Below are 18,793 nucleotides of genomic sequence, written 5' to 3'. Positions count from 1 at the left end.
AGCGAGGCGATATGACAGCAGTTACAGATTTCCTGCTCAACCGGTCTTCTCAACCCAGGCTGGAGGCGCCCGCGCCGGACAGGGAAACCCTGAACAGGGCCTTTGCCTGCGCAGCCCGGGCTCCGGATCATGCCTTGCTGCGACCGTGGCGATATCTGGTCGTGGAAGGTGAAGGACTGGAGGCCCTCGGCGAACTATTTGCCTCCACCTGCGCCAATAACAGCGACGAGCGGCAAATCGAAAAGCTCAGGAATTCGCCTATGCGGGCGCCCATGGTCATTGTCGGCATCGCTTCGCCGAGCCCCCACCCCAAAGTTCCGGAAGTGGAGCAGGTAATGTCTGCGGCGGCGGGCATGAGTTTTCTTGAGCTGGCCCTTCAGGATGCCGGTTATGGCGTGATGTGGCGCACCGGTGCTGTCGCCTATCATTCAGCCGTGCACCAGGGGCTTGGGCTAAGTGAGAACGAGCAGATTGTCGGCTTTCTCTACACCGGGAGTGTTTCGACGGTGAAACCGGCGGTTCCCCGGCCCGGGGTTGACGAGTTTGTCCGTCACTGGCCTTAACCGGCAATGGCTTCCCGCGGCGTAGGCCGGGGGAAGCAGTTTGCCGCTTTCGAAGCGCTTTTCCTCCCTTTCATCCTCACCGCTTTCTCTCGCCACCCCTGAGTCCCCTGCCAACACTGAGTCTTTCACTATTTAGCGCGCCTTCCGAATTCTGGCATCCACCTTGCTTTAGTCCTGTCAAAGAGCACAGCCGGCAAAACCAGGTTGGCGTACTGGTGCAGTTTTTGGGAGGCAACATGGCAATTACGTTCGATAAGGCTTTGGGCATTCACCAGCATGCGGTGGAAGCGCGGGTCAAGCGTGCCGAAGTTCTGGCGAATAATATGGCAAACGCTGACACCCCAGGATTCAAGGCCCGCGATGTGGATTTCCAGGCGATGATGCAGAAAGCACAGGAATCCATGAGTGGTTTTGAGATGGCAAAAACGAATGAGGCCCACATGGATACCTCCCTGTCTGCCTCAGAAAGCGACCTTCTATACCGGGTACCACACCAGCCGTCAGTCGACGGCAATACCGTGGATGCCCAGCAAGAGCAGACGCGCTTCATGCGCAACGCTATGGACTTCCAGGCCAGCTTCCAGTTCCTGAACAGCAAGTTCAGCGGTTTGACCAAAGCTATTAAAGGCGAATAAGCCGCAGTCACGGGCTTAGCGAAGGAGATATTACATGTCACTGGGCAGCATTTTTGATATCGCCGGTTCCGGCATGACAGCGCAATCACTGCGGCTGAATACAACCGCTTCCAACATTGCCAATGCCGAGACGGCCAGTTCCAGTACCGAGGAGACCTACCGGGCCCGGAAGCCGGTTTTTTCGGCCATCCAGCAGTCACTGCTGAATCCGGGACAGGGCGGTTTCCCGATGGCTGAGAATCAGGGACCGGGAGTCGGTGTGCAGGTTGAAGGCATTGTGGAGAGCGATGCGGAACTGCAGATGCGCTTCGAGCCCCAACACCCGGCGGCCAATGAAGACGGCTATGTCTTTTACCCCAATGTGAACGTGGTTGAAGAGATGGCAGACATGATGTCGTCGTCCAGAAGTTTCCAGATGAATGTGGACGTCATGAACACTGCCAAGTCCATGATGCAGCGCATTCTGACTCTTGGTCAGCAGTAACACGGTGAGGAGCATAAAATGAGCGCAATAAACGCAACAGACGCGTCGGATGTTCTGAGCCAGTACCAGCTGAAGAATCAGGATGGCGGCAAGGGTACGAGTGAGCTGGGTCGGAATGAGTTCATGGAACTGATGCTGGCGCAGCTGAAAAACCAGAACCCGCTTGAGCCCCAGGATAACGGTGAGTTTATCTCCCAGTTGGCCCAGTTCAGCTCTCTGGAGGAGATGCAGAATCTTTCCGGCACCGTAGAGGACGTGGTGGGCCAGTTCCGCTCCACCCAGGCGCTGCAGGCGTCGGCCATGGTCGGCAAAACGGTACTTGCGCCATCGCAGATCGGGATTCTGGGAGCGGAGGGTGAAATCAGTGGCACCGTTGAGGTGCCGGCCTCGACCGGTGGGCTTCGGCTTTCGATTCAGGGGCAGAACGGTGAACTGGTGCGCCAGATTGATATGGGTAGTAGCCCGGCTGGTGTGACTTCATTCCGTTGGGATGGCCAGGACGGCAACGGCAATCCCTTGCCGCCGGGACCCTATCGGGTTGTGGCCGAGGCGTCCTACCCCGATGGGCAGCAGCAGCTGTCTACCATGGTGAGCGCTAATGTTGACAGTGTCTCCCTGGGCCAGGGCGGCTCCATTACCCTGAATCTTGCGGGCATGGGCTCTATCGCCCTGTCTGATGTGAAACAAATTAACTGATACCGGTGAAACACCAAGGGGTGAACCATGGCATTTAATACAGGTTTGAGCGGCCTTCGTGCGGCGTCGGTGGATTTGGACGTCACCGGTAACAACATTGCCAACGCCAGTACCACTGGTTTCAAGAGCAGTAAGGCCCAGTTCGGTGATCTTTACGCCAGTGGCTTTCTGAGCGCCGGTACCAACCCGATCGGGGATGGTGTGCGGGTCCAGGATGTGAAGCAGTCCTTTGGTCAGGGCAATATCAGTTTCACCGACAACGGGCTAGATATGGCCATCAGCGGTGACGGCTTCTTTATCCTCAATAACGGCGGCGAGATTCGTTATTCCCGGGCCGGGCAGTTTGGTATCGATAAAGAAGGTTACGTAACCAATAGCCAGAACATGCGGGTTCAAGGCTACACGGCTGATGGCGATGGCAACCTCTCGGGCATCCGCGGGGATCTGCAGATCCAGACAGACAACCTGGCACCGCGGCGTACCACAAATCTGGATACCGATCTGAACCTGGATTCCAGGCAGTCGGTGCTGGAAACCCGGGTGCGGGACATTGGGCCTTTGTCAGTTGCCAGCATTCAGGGCGAGAGCTTTGATGTTCAATATACCGATGGCTCACCCGATCTGAATGTGGCCATTGATCCTGCCGCAACCGCAAGGCAGGCCGCCGCCACCATTAGCAATGCGCCCGGTCTGAGTGCGTCGGCAACCACGACGGCTACCGCTAACGGAATCACTGACGCGTTCATTGCCAGCGCCAATACTACCGGTAATTTTACATTCAGCCTGAATATAAACAGTGCCCCCTTGGCACTGGACACCAACAACATCACGTCGTTGCAGGATCTTGTTGATTCAATCAACAACTCCAGCGAAACCGCGATATCGGCTTCAATTGTCGATGATGGAACGGGTACCGATGTTCTGCGGGTGATTCACAATCAGGGTGAAACGCTCGATTACTCCTTCGGAGACGGCACAGCGACAACCAATCCTGCGCCAGTGCTCGGCGAGGTGAACGTGACTGCAGACCGGGTTGTCGCGGCTATTGACGATCCGCTGGATGGGGCCTTTGAGACAGCCTTCAATGCCTCGCCGATCCGCATTACCAACGAATTCAACCCGCGCGATCAGCGAACCTACAACCACGCAACGTCTACCTCGGTTTATGACAGCCTGGGTAATTCCCACGAACTGACCCAGTTCTTTGTGAAAAACCCCTCTCCGGGAAATGGCATTGGCATCAGTGAGTGGTCAGTTTATGCCCAGATTGATGGCGAGATGGTTGGCGGTACAGATGTCACGCCTTATACGGCCCGCTTCGACCAGGATGGTGCCCTGCAGTCGGTTAACGGAGATCCGAACGGCGAAATCCTGATTGATGACTGGATTCCAAAGGACAACGCTGGACAGCCGAACGGTGCAGATGGCCCCCCCTCTGCGGGCGAGGTGGTGGTGACACCGATTCCGGAGCCGCCAACCACTTCAGCTTTTGTCATCAATCTGGGAGGCACAACCCAGTATGGTGCTGCCTTCGGGGTGAATGACCAACAGCAGAACGGTTACACCACCGGCCGGCTGTCCGGCCTCGATGTGTCTGACCAGGGTATTCTGTTCGCGCGGTACACCAATGGCCAGTCACAGGCCCTCGGACAGGTCGCTCTGGCGGCGTTTAACAACACCAACGGACTTTCACCGGTGGGTGATACTTCCTGGGTTGAGACCTTCGAATCCGGCCAGCCAATCATTGGCGCTCCGGATACCGGCACTCTTGGTGCTATCAAGGCCAGTTCCCTTGAAGAGTCCAATGTGGACCTGTCTGCCGAGCTGGTTAATCTGATCATAGCGCAACGCAACTATCAGGCGAACGCCAAGACCATTGAAACCTCTGATGCGGTCACCCAGACCATCATCAATCTCCGTTAAGTTCGCGAATTAGCGAATATGGCATGACTCCTGCAGGAAGACTGGAAACAGTCAAAATTCCGGCAGGAGTTTTCCCATGGATAAAGCCCTCTACATCGGTATGTCTGGCGCCAAGCAGAATATGCTTGCCCAGACTGCCCATGCCAACAACCTGGCGAATGTTGCCACCACTGGCTTCAAAAAGGATTTTACCCAGGCCCGCAGCATGCCTGTATTCGGGGGACACCATCCCACCCGCGCGTACGCCATGACAGAAAGGCCCGGCACGGACCAGTCCGCCGGGGCCCTGATGGAAACTGGCCGCAAACTTGATGTGGCCCTTGAGGGTGAGGGGTGGCTTGCCGTCCAGAACGATCAGGGCAAAGAGGTGTTTACCCGCAGTGGCAGTCTTCAGGTGGATGTGAATGGCCTGGTCCGGTTGGCAGGTGGGGACCTCGTGCTCGGCAACGGCGGACCGGTGGCGCTTCCCCCCTTCGACAATGTCCAGATAGGCGCTGATGGCACCATATCCATTATTCCGGTTGGCGGCCCGCCAGACCAGTTGGTCGAGGTGGATCGCCTGAAACTGGTCAATCCGCCGGCGGATGCGTTGGAAAAAGGACTTGATGGCAACATGCAGCGTAAACCGGCTCAGGCCCTCGATGGGCCTGAGCCTCCGGATGCCAACCTGCGAGTTGCCTCGGGCTTTCTTGAAAGCTCCAACGTGAACGCGGTGGAAGAGATGATCTCCAACCTGCAGCTTTCCCGGCAGTACGAAATGCAGGTGAAGGTAATGACGACCGCTAATGAGAATTCCGAAGCAACGGCACGGCTGTTGCAGAACCTTTAGTAACGACTGAACACAATAGCCTGGCGGGCCTGAAGCGGCAAAAACTGGCCGCCTGATTGCCCCCGGCAAGGAGTAAGCAAGATGCATCCAGCACTTTGGGTCAGCAAAACCGGCTTGAGCGCGCAGGACACCAACATGTCCACTATCTCCAACAACCTGGCGAACGTGAACACTGTCGGGTTCAAGCGAGACCGTGCGGTCTTTCAGGACCTTCTGTATCAGATCAATCGGCAGCCTGGTGGCCTGACAACCCAGAATTCGGAACTGCCGTCTGGCTTGCAGCTGGGTACGGGGGTCCGGGTTGTGGGCACGGCCAAGCAGTTCTCCCAGGGCAACCTGCAGATCACCGAGCAGCCGCTGGATATGGCCATCAATGGCCGGGGCTTCCTGCAGGTTCAGTTGCCTGATGGCCAGATTGCCTATACCCGGGACGGTCAGTTCCAGCTCAATGCCAATGGTGACGTTGTTAATCCGGATGGCTATCCCCTGGAGCCAGCCATCAACATCCCCGAGAACGCTACCACGGTAACCATCGGTAAGGATGGGACAGTGACGGCGGTAACCGATGACCAATCAGCACCCGTGAACCTGGGTCAGATAACGCTTGCGGATTTCATAAACCCTCAGGGGTTGCAGGCCATAGGGAACAACCTGTTCAAGGCCACCAATGCCAGCGGTGACCCCGCCGAAGGTGAGGCAGGGCTGGCGGGCCTTGGCAGCATCGAACAGGGCTCGGTAGAGGCCTCCAACGTGGAAGTGGTTGAAGAGCTGGTGAACATGATTACTACCCAGCGCGCCTACGAAATGAACTCGAAGGTGGTTTCGACTACGGACCAGATGCTGCAGTTCATTACCAACAACATTGGCTAATGTGGCCAGAGGTGAAGTCATGAACCTGATGACATCCAGCCGGAAAATACAGGGCATCAGCACTCTGGCGATGGTCGTTGTACTGATCGTACTGCAGGGCTGCACCGCCATGAGCAGGCCTCGGGCAATTCCGGATGATCCCGATTATGCGCCGGTGCGTCCTCAGGCCATGATGCAGAGAGACGCGGAGTCCGGCTCCATTTACCAGGTTTCCCGTAACTATAACTTCTATGGCGACACCGTGGCACTGAACGTGGGAGATGTTCTTACGGTAACCCTTAAGGAGTCTACCCGGGCCAGCAAGAATGCCGAAACCAGCATCTCCAAGAACAATGAGATTACGCTTCCGGAGCCGACGGTGCTGGGCAAGAGTAACTTCGGCATTGCCACCTCCCTGAACCAGGAGCGTGACTTTGAAGGGCAGGCCGAGGCTGATCAGAGCAACAGCCTCGCCGGAAGCATTACCGTGACCGTCACCGAAGTCCTGCCCAATGGCGTACTCCGGATTCGTGGTGAGAAGTGGTTGTCGCTGACCAATGGCGATGAATACATCCGCCTGACAGGATTGGTGCGCCCGGAAGACATTCAACCGGATAACACCGTCGCGTCGAACCGTATTGCCGACGCCCGGTTCGCCTATGGCGGCACCGGCGATTTCGACCAGGCTAACCAGATGGGCTGGCTGGCGCGCTTCTTCAACAGTGAGTGGTGGCCGTTGTGAGTCTTCGCCGGTTGTTGGTCTTGGTACTTTTGCTTGTAGTGGTCGCCGGGCCGGTTATGGCAGATCGCCTGAAGGATCTCGCCCGGATCAAGGGTGTGCGGAATAATCAACTGGTGGGCTACGGTCTGGTGGTTGGCCTGGACGGGACCGGAGACAAGGCGCCATTCACCAACCAGACCTTTCGCAACATGATGAACCAGTTCGGCGTAACCCTGCCCGAAGGGGTTAACCCGAACCTCGCTAATGTTGCCGCGGTAACCGTTACCGCCACACTTCCGCCGTTCGCCAAGGCCGGCCAGGAAATCGATATCACCGTTTCCTCTATCGGCAACGCAGACAGTCTTCGCGGCGGTATGCTGCTGATGACGCCCCTGAAGGGCGCGGATGGCCAGGTTTATGGCATGGCCCAGGGCAGTCTTGTGGTAGGTGGGTTTGGTGCCCAGGGGCAGGATGGCTCAAGAATTACCGTGAACGTTCCCAGTGTCGGGCGGATTCCAAACGGTGCCACCATCGAGCGGGAAGTCTCGTCGCCGTTTAATCGCGGGGACACCATTACCTTTCACCTCCTGCGACCGGATTTCACCACCGCCCGCCGGGTGGTTGAAGCTGTGAACGGACGGTTAGGGCCCGATATGGCCTATGCCCATGATGCAACGTCGGTTTCCGTGCGCGCGCCACGGGATCCGTCGCAGCGGGTCAGTTTCCTGTCGATTCTTGAGAATATTGATGTTGATCCAGCAGAGGCCTCGGCCAAAGTGGTCATCAACAGCCGGACCGGCACCATCGTGGTTGGCCAGAATGTTCGGGTTAGCCCGGCCGCCGTAACCCATGGAAATCTCACGGTGACCATTCAGGAGAATCCTCAAGTAAAGCAGCCGAACCCGTTTACAGCAGGCGATACCGCAATTGAGCCAGATTCCCAGATTGCGATCACCGAAGAACCGGCCCGTATGTTCAAGTTTGGCCCGGCGGTCACCCTGAACGAGATTGTTCAGGCGGTGAACCAGGTGGGTGCCGCTCCGGGTGATGTTATGGCGGTACTTGAAGCTCTTAAACAGGCCGGTGCGCTGCGTGCCGAGCTGATTGTTATCTAGGTGGCATGATGCAGGACTCTTCGCTTCAGCAGGCGCGCGTATACACCGACTTCAGCGGCCTGAACGCGCTGAAAACACAGGCCCGAACCGACAAAAGGGCGGCACTGGAAGAAGTTGCACGCCAGTTCGAGAGCCTGTTCCTTTCTGAGATGCTGAAGTCCATGCGCAAGGCCGGTGACGTGCTGTCCGAGGGTAATTACCTGAAAAGTAATCAGTCTGATCTCTATCGGGACATGTTTGATAGCCAGATGAGTCTGACCATGGCCGGTGGCCAGGGAACCGGTCTCGCCGAGGCGCTGGTTCGGCAGCTGAGCCGACAGATTCCCGGTATGGACACTGAGGGTGGCAAGCTGGCCGGCCACAGGGCTTCTCTGGCGGATTATGATCGGAGTCTGCCGGCGCTTTCGGCAAGCCTGCCGGCGCAGGTTCAGAAAGTTGCCGCAGTGGCACAGGAGTCTGTCGCGGCGCAAGCAAAAAGCGCGTCCGAGTTGCCGGACCGGTTCGATTCGCCGGAGCATTTCGTGAGCGCCTTGCTTCCGGTCGCTGAACGAATCAGTCGGGATTCCGGCATCGACCCGAAACTGATGGTGGCCCAGGCGGCGCTGGAGACTGGCTGGGGCCGGCATATGATTCGCGGTGAGCAGGGCGAGCCAAGCTTTAACCTGTTTGGTATCAAAGCGGATAGCCGGTGGAGCGGTGATACCGTGTCTATCACTACCACAGAATACCGCGAGGGTCTGCCCATGAAAGAGCAGGCCAGTTTCCGGGCCTACCGGGACTATGAATCCAGCTTCCGGGATTACGTCTCGTTCCTGGAATCAAACCCCCGTTACCGGGAGGTGTTGTCGCTGGCCGACCAGCCTGAGGTGTTTGCAGAAAAACTTCAGGAAGCTGGTTACGCAACGGATCCGGAGTATGGCAGCAAGATCCGCCAGATCATGAGCCGTGATTCACTGATGACACTGTCCTTGGGCAGTGACGGGATGAAGGAGTAGACGTTATGGCGGGGCTGATAGGTATAGGTCTTACCGGCATCCTGAGTCATCAGGCGGCGTTGAACACTACTGGTAATAACATTACCAATGCCAACACGCCGGGTTACAGTCGCCAGGAAGTGTTGTTCGAAACACAGGAGGGCCAGCGGACCGGAGCAGGAACCATTGGCAGTGGCGTGAAAGTTGCCGATATCCGTCGTCTTGCCAACGAGTATCTGGTACAGCAGGTGAGGGAAGACAGTACGCTCTACGGCGAGCAGCAGGCTCTCAATTCGGAGCTGTCCCGGCTTGATAACCTGCTGGGTGGTGAAACAACCGGCCTTAGTACCGCCCTGAACAACTTTTTTGCCAGCCTGCAGAACGCCGCCGAAGACCCGACCTCATTGCCCCAACGCCAGTTGGTTCTGAGTGAGGCTCAGCAGATTGTTAACCGGTTCCAGGCCCTGAACCAGGAGTTCATCCAGCAGAGGGAATCCATCAAGACCCAGATGCAGCAGGGGGTGAAAGATGCCAATACCCTCGTTAAAAGCATTGCGGAGTTGAACCTTGCGATATCTGAGTCCCCGGGCATCGCCCAGGGCCAGATGCCCAACGAGCTATTGGACAAGCGCGACGAAAAGCTGCGCCAGCTGTCTGAGTTGGTGAGTATCAAAGTGACGCCCACGGACGGCAGTCAGGTCAATGTGTCGCTCGCCAATGGTCTATCCCTGGTAGTTGGCAGCAATGCCGCAACTTTGGGAACCCGGGAAAATTCAGAAGACCCCACACGCCTCGAATTCACTCTGAGCAATGGCGGGCGGACCCTGAACATCGATGAGCAGATTACCGGGGGCAAACTCGGCGGCTTGCTGCGTTTCGATAACGAAGGGCTCAAGCCGGCATTTGATGAGCTGGGCCGGATTGCGATCGCGTTGTCAGACACCATGAACCATCAGCATGAAATTGGTATGGACCTTGAGGGTGATCTTGGCGGGCTGTTCTTCACCGATATCAATTCACTTGAGGCGCAGCGCAACCGGGTGGTGGCGAACGGAAACAACTCTTTGTCCAGTAACGGTCAGCTGGCGGTGGAAATCACCGACAGCTCCGTGCTGGCAGCAGGCACCTGGACCTTGCAATTCAGTGGCGACGGGCGCAGTTACGAGTTGATTGACCAGAGAACCGGGGACACGGTTAACCAGGGCCGTTTGCCGGACCCGGTGCAGTCTGAAATCAGCATGCCCGGGTTTAATATTCGCATCGAGGGCGGAACCTTTAATGCTGGTGACAAGTATCTGATCCAGCCCAGCCGGAACGCGGCAGAGAGCATTGGCCTCGTTGTCAACCGGGAAGAGGATCTGGCCTTCGCCAGCCCGATCCGGGCGACGACAGGTGACAATAATATCGGCACGGGCAAAATTGATCAGGGCACGATGCTGAATGTCAGAAATCCGTTCACCAACTCATTGCTGCCGGCTTTCCAGTCAGCCGGGCAGTTGGCTAACGGGCCGATTACCGTAACCTTTGACGACCCGGGAACGGGCCTGGTTTATACCGTTGAAGATATCAATGGCAATCCCATTGGCCCTGCAAACCGGCCCTATACCCCGGGTATCGCCAACGAATTATTCAACCCCGATCCTGCCAGTGGTGCGGAATACCAGGGCTTCCAGTTCAGGATTACCGGCCAGCCAGCATCGGGTGACAGTTTCAAGATTAACTACAACTCAAACGGTGTTTCAGACAACCGAAATGCCGAGCTGCTCGCCGCATTGGGCACGGCTAACACTCTCAACGGAGGAAGCCAGAACTTCGCCGAAGGCTACGCTGGCGTGGTTGAGGATATCGGCGTGAAAACCCGGCAGAGTCAGCTGGATGTGGATGCCGGCAAAACCCTTCTGGAGCAGTCAACCAATCAACGTGAATCGGTGTCCGGTGTAAACCTTGACGAGGAAGCCGGCCGGCTGATTCAGTATCAGGCCGCTTACAACGCCTCGGCGCAAGTGATGTCGGTTGCCCAGGACCTGTTCAACACACTGTTACAGAGTTTCCGGTAACGGTTGAGGTGATGTGACATGATCAGAATTTCCTCACAACAGATTTTTTCTGGCGGCATCAACCGCCTTCAGGAGCTGAATACCAGCCTGAATAACACCCAGCAGCAGATTTCCACGGGCAAACGGGTGAACAAGCCCTCCGACGATCCGGTTGCGGCTGCTCGTATTCTAAAGCTGGATCAGGAGCTGTCCCGAGTTGAAACCTATCAGCGCAATGTCGACCTGGCAGATAACCGCCTGAAGCAGGAGGAGAGTGCGCTGTCCAGCTCCATTGACGTGATCCAGCGCATCCGCGAACTTACGGTTCAGGCGGGCAATGGGTCGTTGTCACCCAACGACCGCCGGTCCATTTCCTCGGAACTGGAGGAGCGTCTGGGGCAGTTGGCGAATATTGCCAATACCCGGGATGCATCAGGTGAGTACATTTTCAGCGGTTTTCAGGGGTCGGTTCAGGCGTTTAAGCAAGATCCCGACGGAAGTTGGGCTTACCAGGGCGATGAGGGCCAGCGGGTTCTGGAAATTGACGACGGCGTAACGGTTCCGATCAGCGATAATGGCAAGGATATTTTCGTGAAGGTTCCGGCAGCGGTTACGGGAGAGTATGTTACCGGAGCGACACCTGGCGCCCGGATTTCCGGGGTGAGCGTCGTCAGTGAGGCGGATCTGTCGGCGGCCTATGCTGGAGGTTTCCCTGATGATATTTCGATTCAGATTGATGCGGGCGGCAATCTCGTTGCAACCGACAGCCAGGGCGGCAACCTGAATGTTGTCCCGGGGGGGTATCAGAGTGGCGAGCCGTTCGTTGTTGCTGGTGTAGAGGCAACCATCACCGGAGCGGTGCCTGGAGATGTGTTTAATCTTGAGATAAACGAAAGACAGTCAGTGTTCGGTACCATCGACAACCTGATTTCTGGCCTCAACAGCATCGACAAGACCAGTTTGGACGGTCAGGCCGCCTTTGATGACCTGATCGCCAACTCCCTGATCAACCTCGACAACGCCCAGGAAAACATCATTCTCAAGCAGACGGAACTGGGCGGGCGGATGAATGCCGTGGAGTCCACCAAGACGTTCCTTGCGGATTCTTCGGTCTACACCAATGAAATCCGCTCCCAGTTGCAAGATGTGGATTACGCTGAGGCGATCAGCAACCTGAGCTTTCAGAGCTTCGTGCTCCAGGCGGCCCAGCAGTCGTTTGCCCAGGTGTCGCAGCTGTCCCTGTTTGATCGGTTGTAAATAGCTGAGCCACGGACAGATCTGTCCGTGGCTTATTGCTTTCGCAATTTAGCTCAGTATAATCCCTTCCACTCTCCGATGGCGGCGTGGTGAAATTGGTAGACACGACGGATTCAAAATCCGTTGGGGTAAAACCCGTGGCGGTTCGAGTCCGCCCGCCGCTACCATCTTTTAACACCTTCGGTGTCGTTAACAGTCCATTCCATGAATGTCTCCGATTTTAATTTTGACCTGCCGGACGAACTGATCGCCCGCTATCCGCTCAAAGAGCGCAGCGCGTCCCGCCTGCTCTGTCTGGATGGCCTTTCCGGCAAGCTCGAGCACCGAACCTTCAGCGACTTGCCCGATCTGATGCAGCCCGGTGACCTACTGGTGTTCAACAACACCCGGGTAATTCCTGCGCGCCTGTTTGGCAAAAAGGAAACCGGCGGACAGGTAGAGGTTCTGGTTGAGCGGATAACCGGAGAACACGACATTATCGCTCATGTCCGGGCTTCAAAGGCGCTAAAAGAAGGGCAGAAAGTCATCCTTGAGGATGGCACTTCTCTGATTATGACCGGCCGGGACGAGGCCCTGTTTCATCTGGTGTGTGAGTCTGAAGAGCCCATGCTGGACGTGCTTGAGCGCATTGGCCACATGCCCTTGCCGCCCTATATTGATCGCTCAGACGAATCCACTGACCGTAACCGATACCAGACAGTATACGCCCGCGAATCAGGTGCCGTGGCTGCGCCTACCGCCGGCTTGCATTTCGACGAGGCTCTGCTGGAAAAACTGGCTGCGTTCGGCATAGAAAGTACGTTTGTCACGCTGCACGTTGGAGCAGGTACCTTCCAGCCGGTGCGGGTAGACAAGATTGAAGATCATGTAATGCACAGCGAGGTTGTGCATGTTCCTCAGGAAACGGTTGATGCTGTAGAGCGAACCCGGGCCAGGGGTGGGCGTGTGGTCGCCGTGGGTACGACTTCGGTTCGCTCTCTTGAATCGGCTAGCCGCGGAGGTCGTCTCAAGGCGTTCACGGGCGAGACCGATATTTTTATTTATCCGGGGTACCGTTTTCAGGCAGTCGACGCCCTGGTGACTAACTTCCATTTGCCGGAATCCACGCTGATCATGCTGGTCAGTGCCTTTGCCGGTTATGACAATGTGATGGGCGCCTATAAAGAGGCGGTTCAGGAATGCTACCGCTTCTTCAGCTACGGCGACGCCATGTTCATTACTGGCCAGGATCCCAGTCGCGGGATGTTGCTGGGGCCAGCCGTGGAATCCACAGAAACCGGTATTGATAACGCCGGGGAGGCTTTGTGACACAGACCTGTTTCATGTCGTTCGAGAAGCTTGGTGAAGATGGCCGTGCCCGCCGTGGCCGGCTGACCTTTCCGCGGGGCACGGTTGAAACGCCTGCATTCATGCCGGTGGGAACCTATGGGACTGTTAAAGGTATGTTGCCGCGGGACATCCATGAGGTTGGCGCAGAAATAATTCTGGGCAACACCTTTCACCTGATGCTCCGCCCGGGTACGGAGGTGGTCAAGGCTCATGGCGATTTGCACGATTTCACCCAGTGGCACGGGCCGATCCTGACCGACTCCGGTGGCTTCCAGGTATTCAGCCTGGGTGAAATGCGCAAGATTACGGAAGAGGGTGTTACCTTCCGCTCACCGGTCGACGGCTCTCCCGTGGAGTTGTCTCCGGAGATCGCCATTCGGGTTCAGCGGGATCTGGGCTCGGACATAGTCATGATTTTTGATGAGTGCACCCCGTATCCTGCAACAGAGCAACAGGCCAAAGACTCCATGGAGCTATCCCTGCGCTGGGCAGAGCGCAGCAAGGATGCCCATAAGGGTAACCCAGCGGCACTGTTCGGTATCGTTCAGGGCGGCATGTATGAGGGCCTGCGGGACCGTTCCCTGGACGGTCTGACAGGCATTGGTTTTGATGGCTATGCCATTGGTGGTCTTTCCGTTGGCGAGCCAAAGGAAGACATGATCAGGATTCTGGACCATCTTCCGCCCAGAATGCCGGAAGACAAGCCCAGGTACCTGATGGGGGTCGGCCGGCCTGAGGATATCGTTGAGGCAGTGCGGCGCGGAGTCGATATGTTTGACTGCGTTATGCCGACCCGCAATGCCAGAAATGGCTACCTTTTTACCTCCACTGGCATCGTCAAGATCCGCAATGCCAGGCACCGTCATGACACCGTGCCGCTTGATGAGCGTTGTGACTGTTACACTTGCCAGAAATTTTCGAGAAGTTATCTGCATCATCTGGATAAATGTGGAGAAATGCTGGGGGCCCAGCTGAACACGATTCATAACCTCCGGTTCTACCAGAACCTTATGGCCGGATTGCGTGGGGCCATTGAAGCAGGTACATTGTCGGACTTTGTAACCGACTTCTATGCTTTGCGCGGAGAGACAGTTCCGCCGCTGGGCACTGTTTGATCTATTCGCTTAACCAACGGAGATATTCAATGAAATCAATTAAAATGCTCGTTGCCGGCCTGATGGCGCTGATGCCTGCACTGGCCATGGCTCAGGACCCAGCTGCAACGGGAATGGGCGTTATGGGCCAGGTGATCTTTTTCGCCGGCTTTATCCTGATTTTCTACTTCCTGATCTGGCGCCCGCAGTCCAAGCGTGCGAAAGAGCATAAGGCCCTGATGTCTGGCCTGAACAAGGGTGATGAAATTGTGACTTCCGGTGGTGTTGCCGGCAAGATCACCAAGGTAACCGACGATTTCATCGTTGTTGAAATTGCCGACAATGTCGAAATCAAGGTCCAGAAAGTCGCTGTTGCCGCAGCCCTGCCCAAGGGTACGCTCAAGGATATCTGAGCGAGGGCCACTTAGCCGGCCATCGCAGGTGGCCGGACTGAATCCTCCTGGCTGAAACACCAAGGCCGGCCCATTGGCCGGCTACAAGGGATCCCATGCTGAACAAGTATCCGCTTTGGAAAAACCTGGTTATCCTGGTCGCGCTTGTGATCGGTTTTATCTACGCTTTGCCCAACCTTTTTCCTGATGACTACGCCATCCAGATTACCGGCGCGCGCAGCAGCACCGAAGTGAATGCCGGAGTGCTCGACAGGGGCGTTAGCGTTCTTGAGAGTCAGGGAATTAAGGTGAAAAGCAGTACTCTTCAGGATCGGGATGCTTTGATCCGCCTGACCAGTTCTGATGACCAGTTGCGGGCCCGCCCCCTTGTGCAGGCCGCTCTGGGTAATGAATATCTGGTTGCCCTGAATATGGCAGCTTCCACGCCCGATTGGCTGAGAAGCCTCGGGGCAGGTCCGATGAAGCTCGGCCTTGATCTGCGCGGTGGTGTGCACTTCCTCCTTGAAGTGGACATGGAAACGGCGGTAGGCCAGCGCCTTGAGGCAATGTCCGGGCAAATCAAACGGGAATTGCGGGAAGCGCGCATCCGTTATCGCGGCGGTGATCTCGCGAACGGCCGTAAAATTGTTCTCACCTTCCGGGATGAAGCCTCCCGTGCGGAAGCCTTCGACCTGATCCGTGGCCAGTACAATGAGTTTTTGCTGGATGAGCAGACCGAAGGGGATGAATATCTGCTGGAGCTGACGTTGTCCGAAGCTGAGGTCCAGTCCATTCAGGATTACGCTCTCGAGCAAAACCTTACAACTATCCGGAATCGGGTAAACGAGCTGGGCGTGGCCGAGCCGCTGGTTCAGCAGCAGGGTAATGATCGAATCATTGTCGAACTTCCGGGCGTACAGGATACCGCCCAGGCCAAGCGGGTTCTTGGTGCCACGGCGAACCTCGAATTCCGGATGGAAGCCCGTCCGGATGCGCCGGCCGGTGAAACGGAAGAGTTCGGTTTCCGCGACCAGCCGCAGCGAACCGCACGGCTTGAGCGGGACGTGATTGCCACGGGCAATAACGTGGCTAATGCCCAGCAGGCCTTTGATGAGAATGGTCAGCCCCAGGTCAACATCACCATGGATTCGGTTGGCGGCGACCTGATGAATCGGGCCACCCGTAACGCGATCGGTCGCAGGATGGCGGTACTCTTTATCGAGTATCGCACAGAGACCGAAACCCGCACGGTCAACGGTGAGCCAAAGGAATTTGAAAACCGCATTGTGGAGAAAGGTATTATCAGCCTGGCCACAGTTCAGTCTGCTCTTGGGAGCAGCTTCCGCATAACCGGCCTGGACTCAATCCCTGAGGCTGCGGAGCTCGCGCTTCTGTTGCGAGCCGGTGCGCTTGCCGCCCCCATGTATTTCGTTCAGGAGCGAACCATAGGGCCAAGCCTCGGGCAGAAAAATATTGATGCCGGGATGATGTCCGTTTTGCTCGGTTTTGGCCTGGTAATGCTGTACATGCTGGCCTACTACCGCGGATTCGGTATGGTTGCCAACGTTTCACTGTCCCTGAACCTGATGTTGCTGATTGCGTGCATGTCCATTCTGTCAGCCACGCTTACCTTGCCAGGTATTGCCGGTATCGTTCTAACCGTCGGTATGGCGGTGGATGCCAATGTTCTTATCTTTGAGCGGATAAAGGAGGAGCTCAAGGCCGGCGCTCCGCCTCAGACCGCTATTAACTCGGGCTACTCCCGGGCATTCGTTTCCATATTTGATGCCAATATCACTACGCTGCTAGTGGCTGTTATTCTGTTTGCCATGGGCTCAGGACCGGTCAAAGGCTTCGCGATAACATTGTGTATCGGTATCCTGACATCAATGTTCTGCGGCCTGATGGTCAGTCGGAGTATTGTAAACCTGGTTTATGGCGGCCGAAGGGTCGAGAAACTGTCGATCGGAGGAAAGCTCGCCAATGTCTGATGATCAGAAACAACCGTTTGATTTTATGGGGTTTCGGAAGATTGCTTCCGTCGTCTCGATCGCGCTTATCCTGGTGTCCGTTGCTCTGTTGGCTACCCGTGGTTTGAATCTTGGAATGGACTTCACTGGCGGTACGTCGGTGGAATTCGAGTATGCGGAGCCGCCGCAGCTCGATGAAGTTCGCTCCAGACTTGACGCCGCGGGTTACGAGCAGTTTTCCGTGCAGAATTTCGGCTCTGACACCATTGTGCTGGTTCGGATGGCTGAGGCGGGCAACGACCAGCTTGCACCGGAAGTCACCCGCACATTGCAAGCCGGCGGAGTTAGGCTTGAACTGATCAGTTCCGAGTTCGTCGGCTCTCAGGTGGGCGAGCAGCTCAAGGAAGACAGTGGTCTTGGTTTGCTGATCGCGCTGGCGGTAGTGCTTATTTACGTCGGCATGCGCTTTCAGTTCAAGTTCGGCATTGCCTCCGTTTTGCCCCTGGCGCACGATGTGATTATCGTTTTGGGTGTCTTTGCGCTGTTCCAATGGACCTTTGATCTTACCGTTCTGGCGGCTCTTCTGGCGATTATCGGTTACTCGCTGAACGATACCATTGTTGTGGCGGACCGAATTCGCGAGAACTTCCGGAAGATGCGGGTGGGGGAGCCCTGGGACATTATTAACGAGTCCATTCACCAGACCATCGCCCGGACAATCAATACTTCGGGAACCACTTTGGTGGTGTTGCTGGCGTTGTACTTTCTGGGTGGTGAGGCGATCAACAACTTCGCGCTTGCTCTGATTATCGGTGTTGTAGTCGGTACCTACTCGTCGATATACGTGTCTGCCAACCTCCTGATGGTGATGGGTGTTTCCCGTGAAGACCTGATCATACCGCCGAAGGAAGGTGCAGCGGATGCGGAAGAGGAAGAGCAGCCGCCGGAGTGGCTGAACCGGATGTAGGTTTCCCCATCCCTGCAGAGTGCAGACATAAAAAAACCGCCACATGATGTTGGCGGTTTTTTTATGTCCCGAAGAGTCCGAAGCCTCAGCGGGGCAGGCGTCCCCGGAACGGGTGAAGCACTTTAAGGACTTCGCGGAACAGTTTCGGGTTGGCTACCACCAGCTGGCGTGCGTTGCCGGTGGAAGGATTGCCTGAGAAGTCGCCTGTCAATGCGCCGGATTCCATTGCCAGCGTGACACCGAGATCAAGTTCTCCAGCTTCCGGACGGAAAATGATTGCGACGTCCATAAGCCCGGCAGATACGCGAGCGATATCGAGTACCACGCAGCCTGAGGTTCGGAACATGCCGGAATCCCGCGCAATAACGGCTGCCATTTCACCCCAGAGCAAAGGATCTTCACTCTTGCGTGCCTGGTCGAGCAGGTTGGTAGCAACGGCTGCGTTTTGTGTGTGTTTGACTTCCGATGCGCGCACCCGTCGACTATTCAGGGCGGCGCCGTGACCGCGGCTGGCAGAGTATTCTTCGCCAGTCACGGGGTTCACCAGAAGCAGGTTCTCAACACGGTTATTCTTTTTCTGGGCAAGGGCCAGGGCAAATTCAGGGATGCCCCTGAGAAAGTTTTCACGCCCCAGAACCGGGAAAATATGCCAGCTCTTCTCGCTGGTGCCGGCATTCGCTTCGTTCAGAGGGGCGATGCTGTGGTCCTTGTAGGCCTTTTCGAGCTGCTCGGCGAAATTGTCGTAAATTGACTGCTCAACCCGCTCCAGCTGGAGGCGGCGTTCTGAGGCGTCTTTGCCGGTGGGTTCCTGGCGCTCGAAATGGGCTTTCAGATAATCAGACCCCTGACGCGCGACGCGCAGGGCCATTTTAATAGCTGGTTGCATCTGAGTGATCATTATCCGGGTGTGTGAAGGCCGAGTATGATAGCAAAAGATCACCCCGCTTGTATGTTTTTTG

The 18,793-nt window shown here is 56.5% G+C and carries 18 protein-coding genes and 1 tRNA gene; 18 read left to right on the top strand and 1 reads right to left on the bottom strand.

The features are described from left to right. The first annotated feature begins 11 nt into the window (after nt 1-11). The 18 genes from ACN0XM_RS15060 (at nt 12) to secF (ending at nt 17,834) form a co-directional block, all read left to right on the top strand. On the top strand, nt 12-563 hold the full coding sequence (locus ACN0XM_RS15060) for a nitroreductase (protein WP_417567763.1): 552 nt from the start codon (nt 12-14) through the stop codon (nt 561-563). Nucleotides 564-799: 236 nt separating this feature from the next. Further along, the gene (flgB, locus tag ACN0XM_RS15055) at nt 800-1,198 is read left to right on the top strand and encodes a flagellar basal body rod protein FlgB (RefSeq protein WP_417567762.1); all 399 of its coding nucleotides are present in this window, start codon (nt 800-802) and stop codon (nt 1,196-1,198) included. A 34-nt stretch (nt 1,199-1,232) separates the two neighbouring features. Continuing rightward, complete coding sequence (gene flgC, locus ACN0XM_RS15050) at nt 1,233-1,682, top strand: flagellar basal body rod protein FlgC (RefSeq protein WP_417567761.1); 450 nt, start codon at nt 1,233-1,235, stop codon at nt 1,680-1,682. An 18-nt stretch (nt 1,683-1,700) separates the two neighbouring features. Then, complete coding sequence (locus tag ACN0XM_RS15045; protein ID WP_417567760.1) at nt 1,701-2,378, top strand: flagellar hook assembly protein FlgD; 678 nt, start codon at nt 1,701-1,703, stop codon at nt 2,376-2,378. A 27-nt stretch (nt 2,379-2,405) separates the two neighbouring features. Further along, nucleotides 2,406-4,301 carry a flagellar hook protein FlgE gene (locus tag ACN0XM_RS15040; protein WP_417567759.1) on the top strand — a complete coding sequence of 632 codons (1,896 nt, stop codon included), beginning with the start codon at nt 2,406-2,408 and terminating at the stop codon, nt 4,299-4,301. Nucleotides 4,302-4,377: 76 nt separating this feature from the next. Continuing rightward, nucleotides 4,378-5,130 carry a flagellar basal body rod protein FlgF gene (locus tag ACN0XM_RS15035; protein ID WP_417567758.1) on the top strand — a complete coding sequence of 251 codons (753 nt, stop codon included), beginning with the start codon at nt 4,378-4,380 and terminating at the stop codon, nt 5,128-5,130. A gap of 81 nt (nt 5,131-5,211) precedes the next feature. Beyond that, complete coding sequence (gene flgG / locus ACN0XM_RS15030; protein ID WP_417567757.1) at nt 5,212-6,000, top strand: flagellar basal-body rod protein FlgG; 789 nt, start codon at nt 5,212-5,214, stop codon at nt 5,998-6,000. Between the two features lie 28 nt (nt 6,001-6,028). Continuing rightward, nucleotides 6,029-6,721 (top strand): flagellar basal body L-ring protein FlgH, encoded by a 693-nt coding sequence (flgH, locus tag ACN0XM_RS15025; protein WP_417567960.1) that lies wholly within the window; start codon nt 6,029-6,031, stop codon nt 6,719-6,721. Further along, the gene (locus tag ACN0XM_RS15020; protein WP_417567756.1) at nt 6,718-7,815 is read left to right on the top strand and encodes a flagellar basal body P-ring protein FlgI; all 1,098 of its coding nucleotides are present in this window, start codon (nt 6,718-6,720) and stop codon (nt 7,813-7,815) included. The genes flgH and ACN0XM_RS15020 overlap by 4 nt, the downstream gene beginning before the upstream one ends. Nucleotides 7,816-7,823: 8 nt before the next feature. Further along, complete coding sequence (gene flgJ, locus ACN0XM_RS15015) at nt 7,824-8,810, top strand: flagellar assembly peptidoglycan hydrolase FlgJ (protein WP_417567755.1); 987 nt, start codon at nt 7,824-7,826, stop codon at nt 8,808-8,810. Nucleotides 8,811-8,815: 5 nt separating this feature from the next. Next, entirely contained in the window at nt 8,816-10,846 is a 2,031-nt protein-coding gene (flgK, locus tag ACN0XM_RS15010; protein WP_417567754.1) for a flagellar hook-associated protein FlgK, read from the top strand. A gap of 18 nt (nt 10,847-10,864) precedes the next feature. Next, nucleotides 10,865-12,082, top strand: a complete 1,218-nt coding sequence (gene flgL, locus ACN0XM_RS15005; protein WP_417567753.1) for a flagellar hook-associated protein FlgL — start codon at nt 10,865-10,867, stop codon at nt 12,080-12,082. An 80-nt stretch (nt 12,083-12,162) separates the two neighbouring features. Beyond that, nucleotides 12,163-12,249, top strand: a tRNA-Leu gene (locus tag ACN0XM_RS15000). Nucleotides 12,250-12,286: 37 nt separating this feature from the next. Then, nucleotides 12,287-13,390: a tRNA preQ1(34) S-adenosylmethionine ribosyltransferase-isomerase QueA gene (queA, locus tag ACN0XM_RS14995; protein WP_417567752.1), complete on the top strand. Its 1,104-nt coding sequence runs from the start codon at nt 12,287-12,289 to the stop codon at nt 13,388-13,390. 14 nt (nt 13,391-13,404) lie between these two features. Next, nucleotides 13,405-14,526: a tRNA guanosine(34) transglycosylase Tgt gene (tgt, locus tag ACN0XM_RS14990; protein ID WP_417567959.1), complete on the top strand. Its 1,122-nt coding sequence runs from the start codon at nt 13,405-13,407 to the stop codon at nt 14,524-14,526. A 29-nt stretch (nt 14,527-14,555) separates the two neighbouring features. Continuing rightward, nucleotides 14,556-14,918 (top strand): preprotein translocase subunit YajC, encoded by a 363-nt coding sequence (gene yajC, locus ACN0XM_RS14985; RefSeq protein ID WP_417567751.1) that lies wholly within the window; start codon nt 14,556-14,558, stop codon nt 14,916-14,918. A gap of 95 nt (nt 14,919-15,013) precedes the next feature. Next, the gene (gene secD, locus ACN0XM_RS14980; RefSeq protein WP_417567750.1) at nt 15,014-16,888 is read left to right on the top strand and encodes a protein translocase subunit SecD; all 1,875 of its coding nucleotides are present in this window, start codon (nt 15,014-15,016) and stop codon (nt 16,886-16,888) included. Continuing rightward, nucleotides 16,881-17,834: a protein translocase subunit SecF gene (gene secF / locus ACN0XM_RS14975; protein ID WP_417567749.1), complete on the top strand. Its 954-nt coding sequence runs from the start codon at nt 16,881-16,883 to the stop codon at nt 17,832-17,834. Before secD ends, secF begins: the two co-directional genes overlap by 8 nt. Before the next feature lie 85 nt (nt 17,835-17,919). Here the strand turns inward: secF and ACN0XM_RS14970 are convergent, their stop codons facing one another. Further along, nucleotides 17,920-18,720, bottom strand: a complete 801-nt coding sequence (locus tag ACN0XM_RS14970; RefSeq protein WP_417567748.1) for an inositol monophosphatase family protein — start codon at nt 18,718-18,720, stop codon at nt 17,920-17,922. Between the last annotated feature and the right edge of the window lie 73 nt (nt 18,721-18,793).

Source organism: Marinobacter sp. (assembly GCF_048269445.1).
Classification (GTDB): Bacteria; Pseudomonadota; Gammaproteobacteria; order Pseudomonadales; family Oleiphilaceae; genus Marinobacter.
Note: the sequence above shows the minus strand (reverse complement) of the source record. Positions and strands in the feature narration are given on the sequence as shown.

Coding starts and splice junctions, on each gene's coding strand:
- ACN0XM_RS15045 (WP_417567760.1), top strand. CDS start 1,701: ATGAGCGCAATAAACGCAACAGACGCGTCGGATGTTCTGAGCCAGTAC.
- flgH (WP_417567960.1), top strand. CDS start 6,029: ATGACATCCAGCCGGAAAATACAGGGCATCAGCACTCTGGCGATGGTC.
- secF (WP_417567749.1), top strand. CDS start 16,881: ATGTCTGATGATCAGAAACAACCGTTTGATTTTATGGGGTTTCGGAAG.
- flgC (WP_417567761.1), top strand. CDS start 1,233: ATGTCACTGGGCAGCATTTTTGATATCGCCGGTTCCGGCATGACAGCG.
- flgJ (WP_417567755.1), top strand. CDS start 7,824: ATGCAGGACTCTTCGCTTCAGCAGGCGCGCGTATACACCGACTTCAGC.
- yajC (WP_417567751.1), top strand. CDS start 14,556: ATGAAATCAATTAAAATGCTCGTTGCCGGCCTGATGGCGCTGATGCCT.
- ACN0XM_RS15035 (WP_417567758.1), top strand. CDS start 4,378: ATGGATAAAGCCCTCTACATCGGTATGTCTGGCGCCAAGCAGAATATG.
- flgK (WP_417567754.1), top strand. CDS start 8,816: ATGGCGGGGCTGATAGGTATAGGTCTTACCGGCATCCTGAGTCATCAG.
- ACN0XM_RS15040 (WP_417567759.1), top strand. CDS start 2,406: ATGGCATTTAATACAGGTTTGAGCGGCCTTCGTGCGGCGTCGGTGGAT.
- ACN0XM_RS15060 (WP_417567763.1), top strand. CDS start 12: ATGACAGCAGTTACAGATTTCCTGCTCAACCGGTCTTCTCAACCCAGG.
- tgt (WP_417567959.1), top strand. CDS start 13,405: ATGTCGTTCGAGAAGCTTGGTGAAGATGGCCGTGCCCGCCGTGGCCGG.
- flgG (WP_417567757.1), top strand. CDS start 5,212: ATGCATCCAGCACTTTGGGTCAGCAAAACCGGCTTGAGCGCGCAGGAC.
- flgL (WP_417567753.1), top strand. CDS start 10,865: ATGATCAGAATTTCCTCACAACAGATTTTTTCTGGCGGCATCAACCGC.
- secD (WP_417567750.1), top strand. CDS start 15,014: ATGCTGAACAAGTATCCGCTTTGGAAAAACCTGGTTATCCTGGTCGCG.
- ACN0XM_RS14970 (WP_417567748.1), bottom strand. CDS start 18,720: ATGCAACCAGCTATTAAAATGGCCCTGCGCGTCGCGCGTCAGGGGTCT.
- flgB (WP_417567762.1), top strand. CDS start 800: ATGGCAATTACGTTCGATAAGGCTTTGGGCATTCACCAGCATGCGGTG.
- queA (WP_417567752.1), top strand. CDS start 12,287: ATGAATGTCTCCGATTTTAATTTTGACCTGCCGGACGAACTGATCGCC.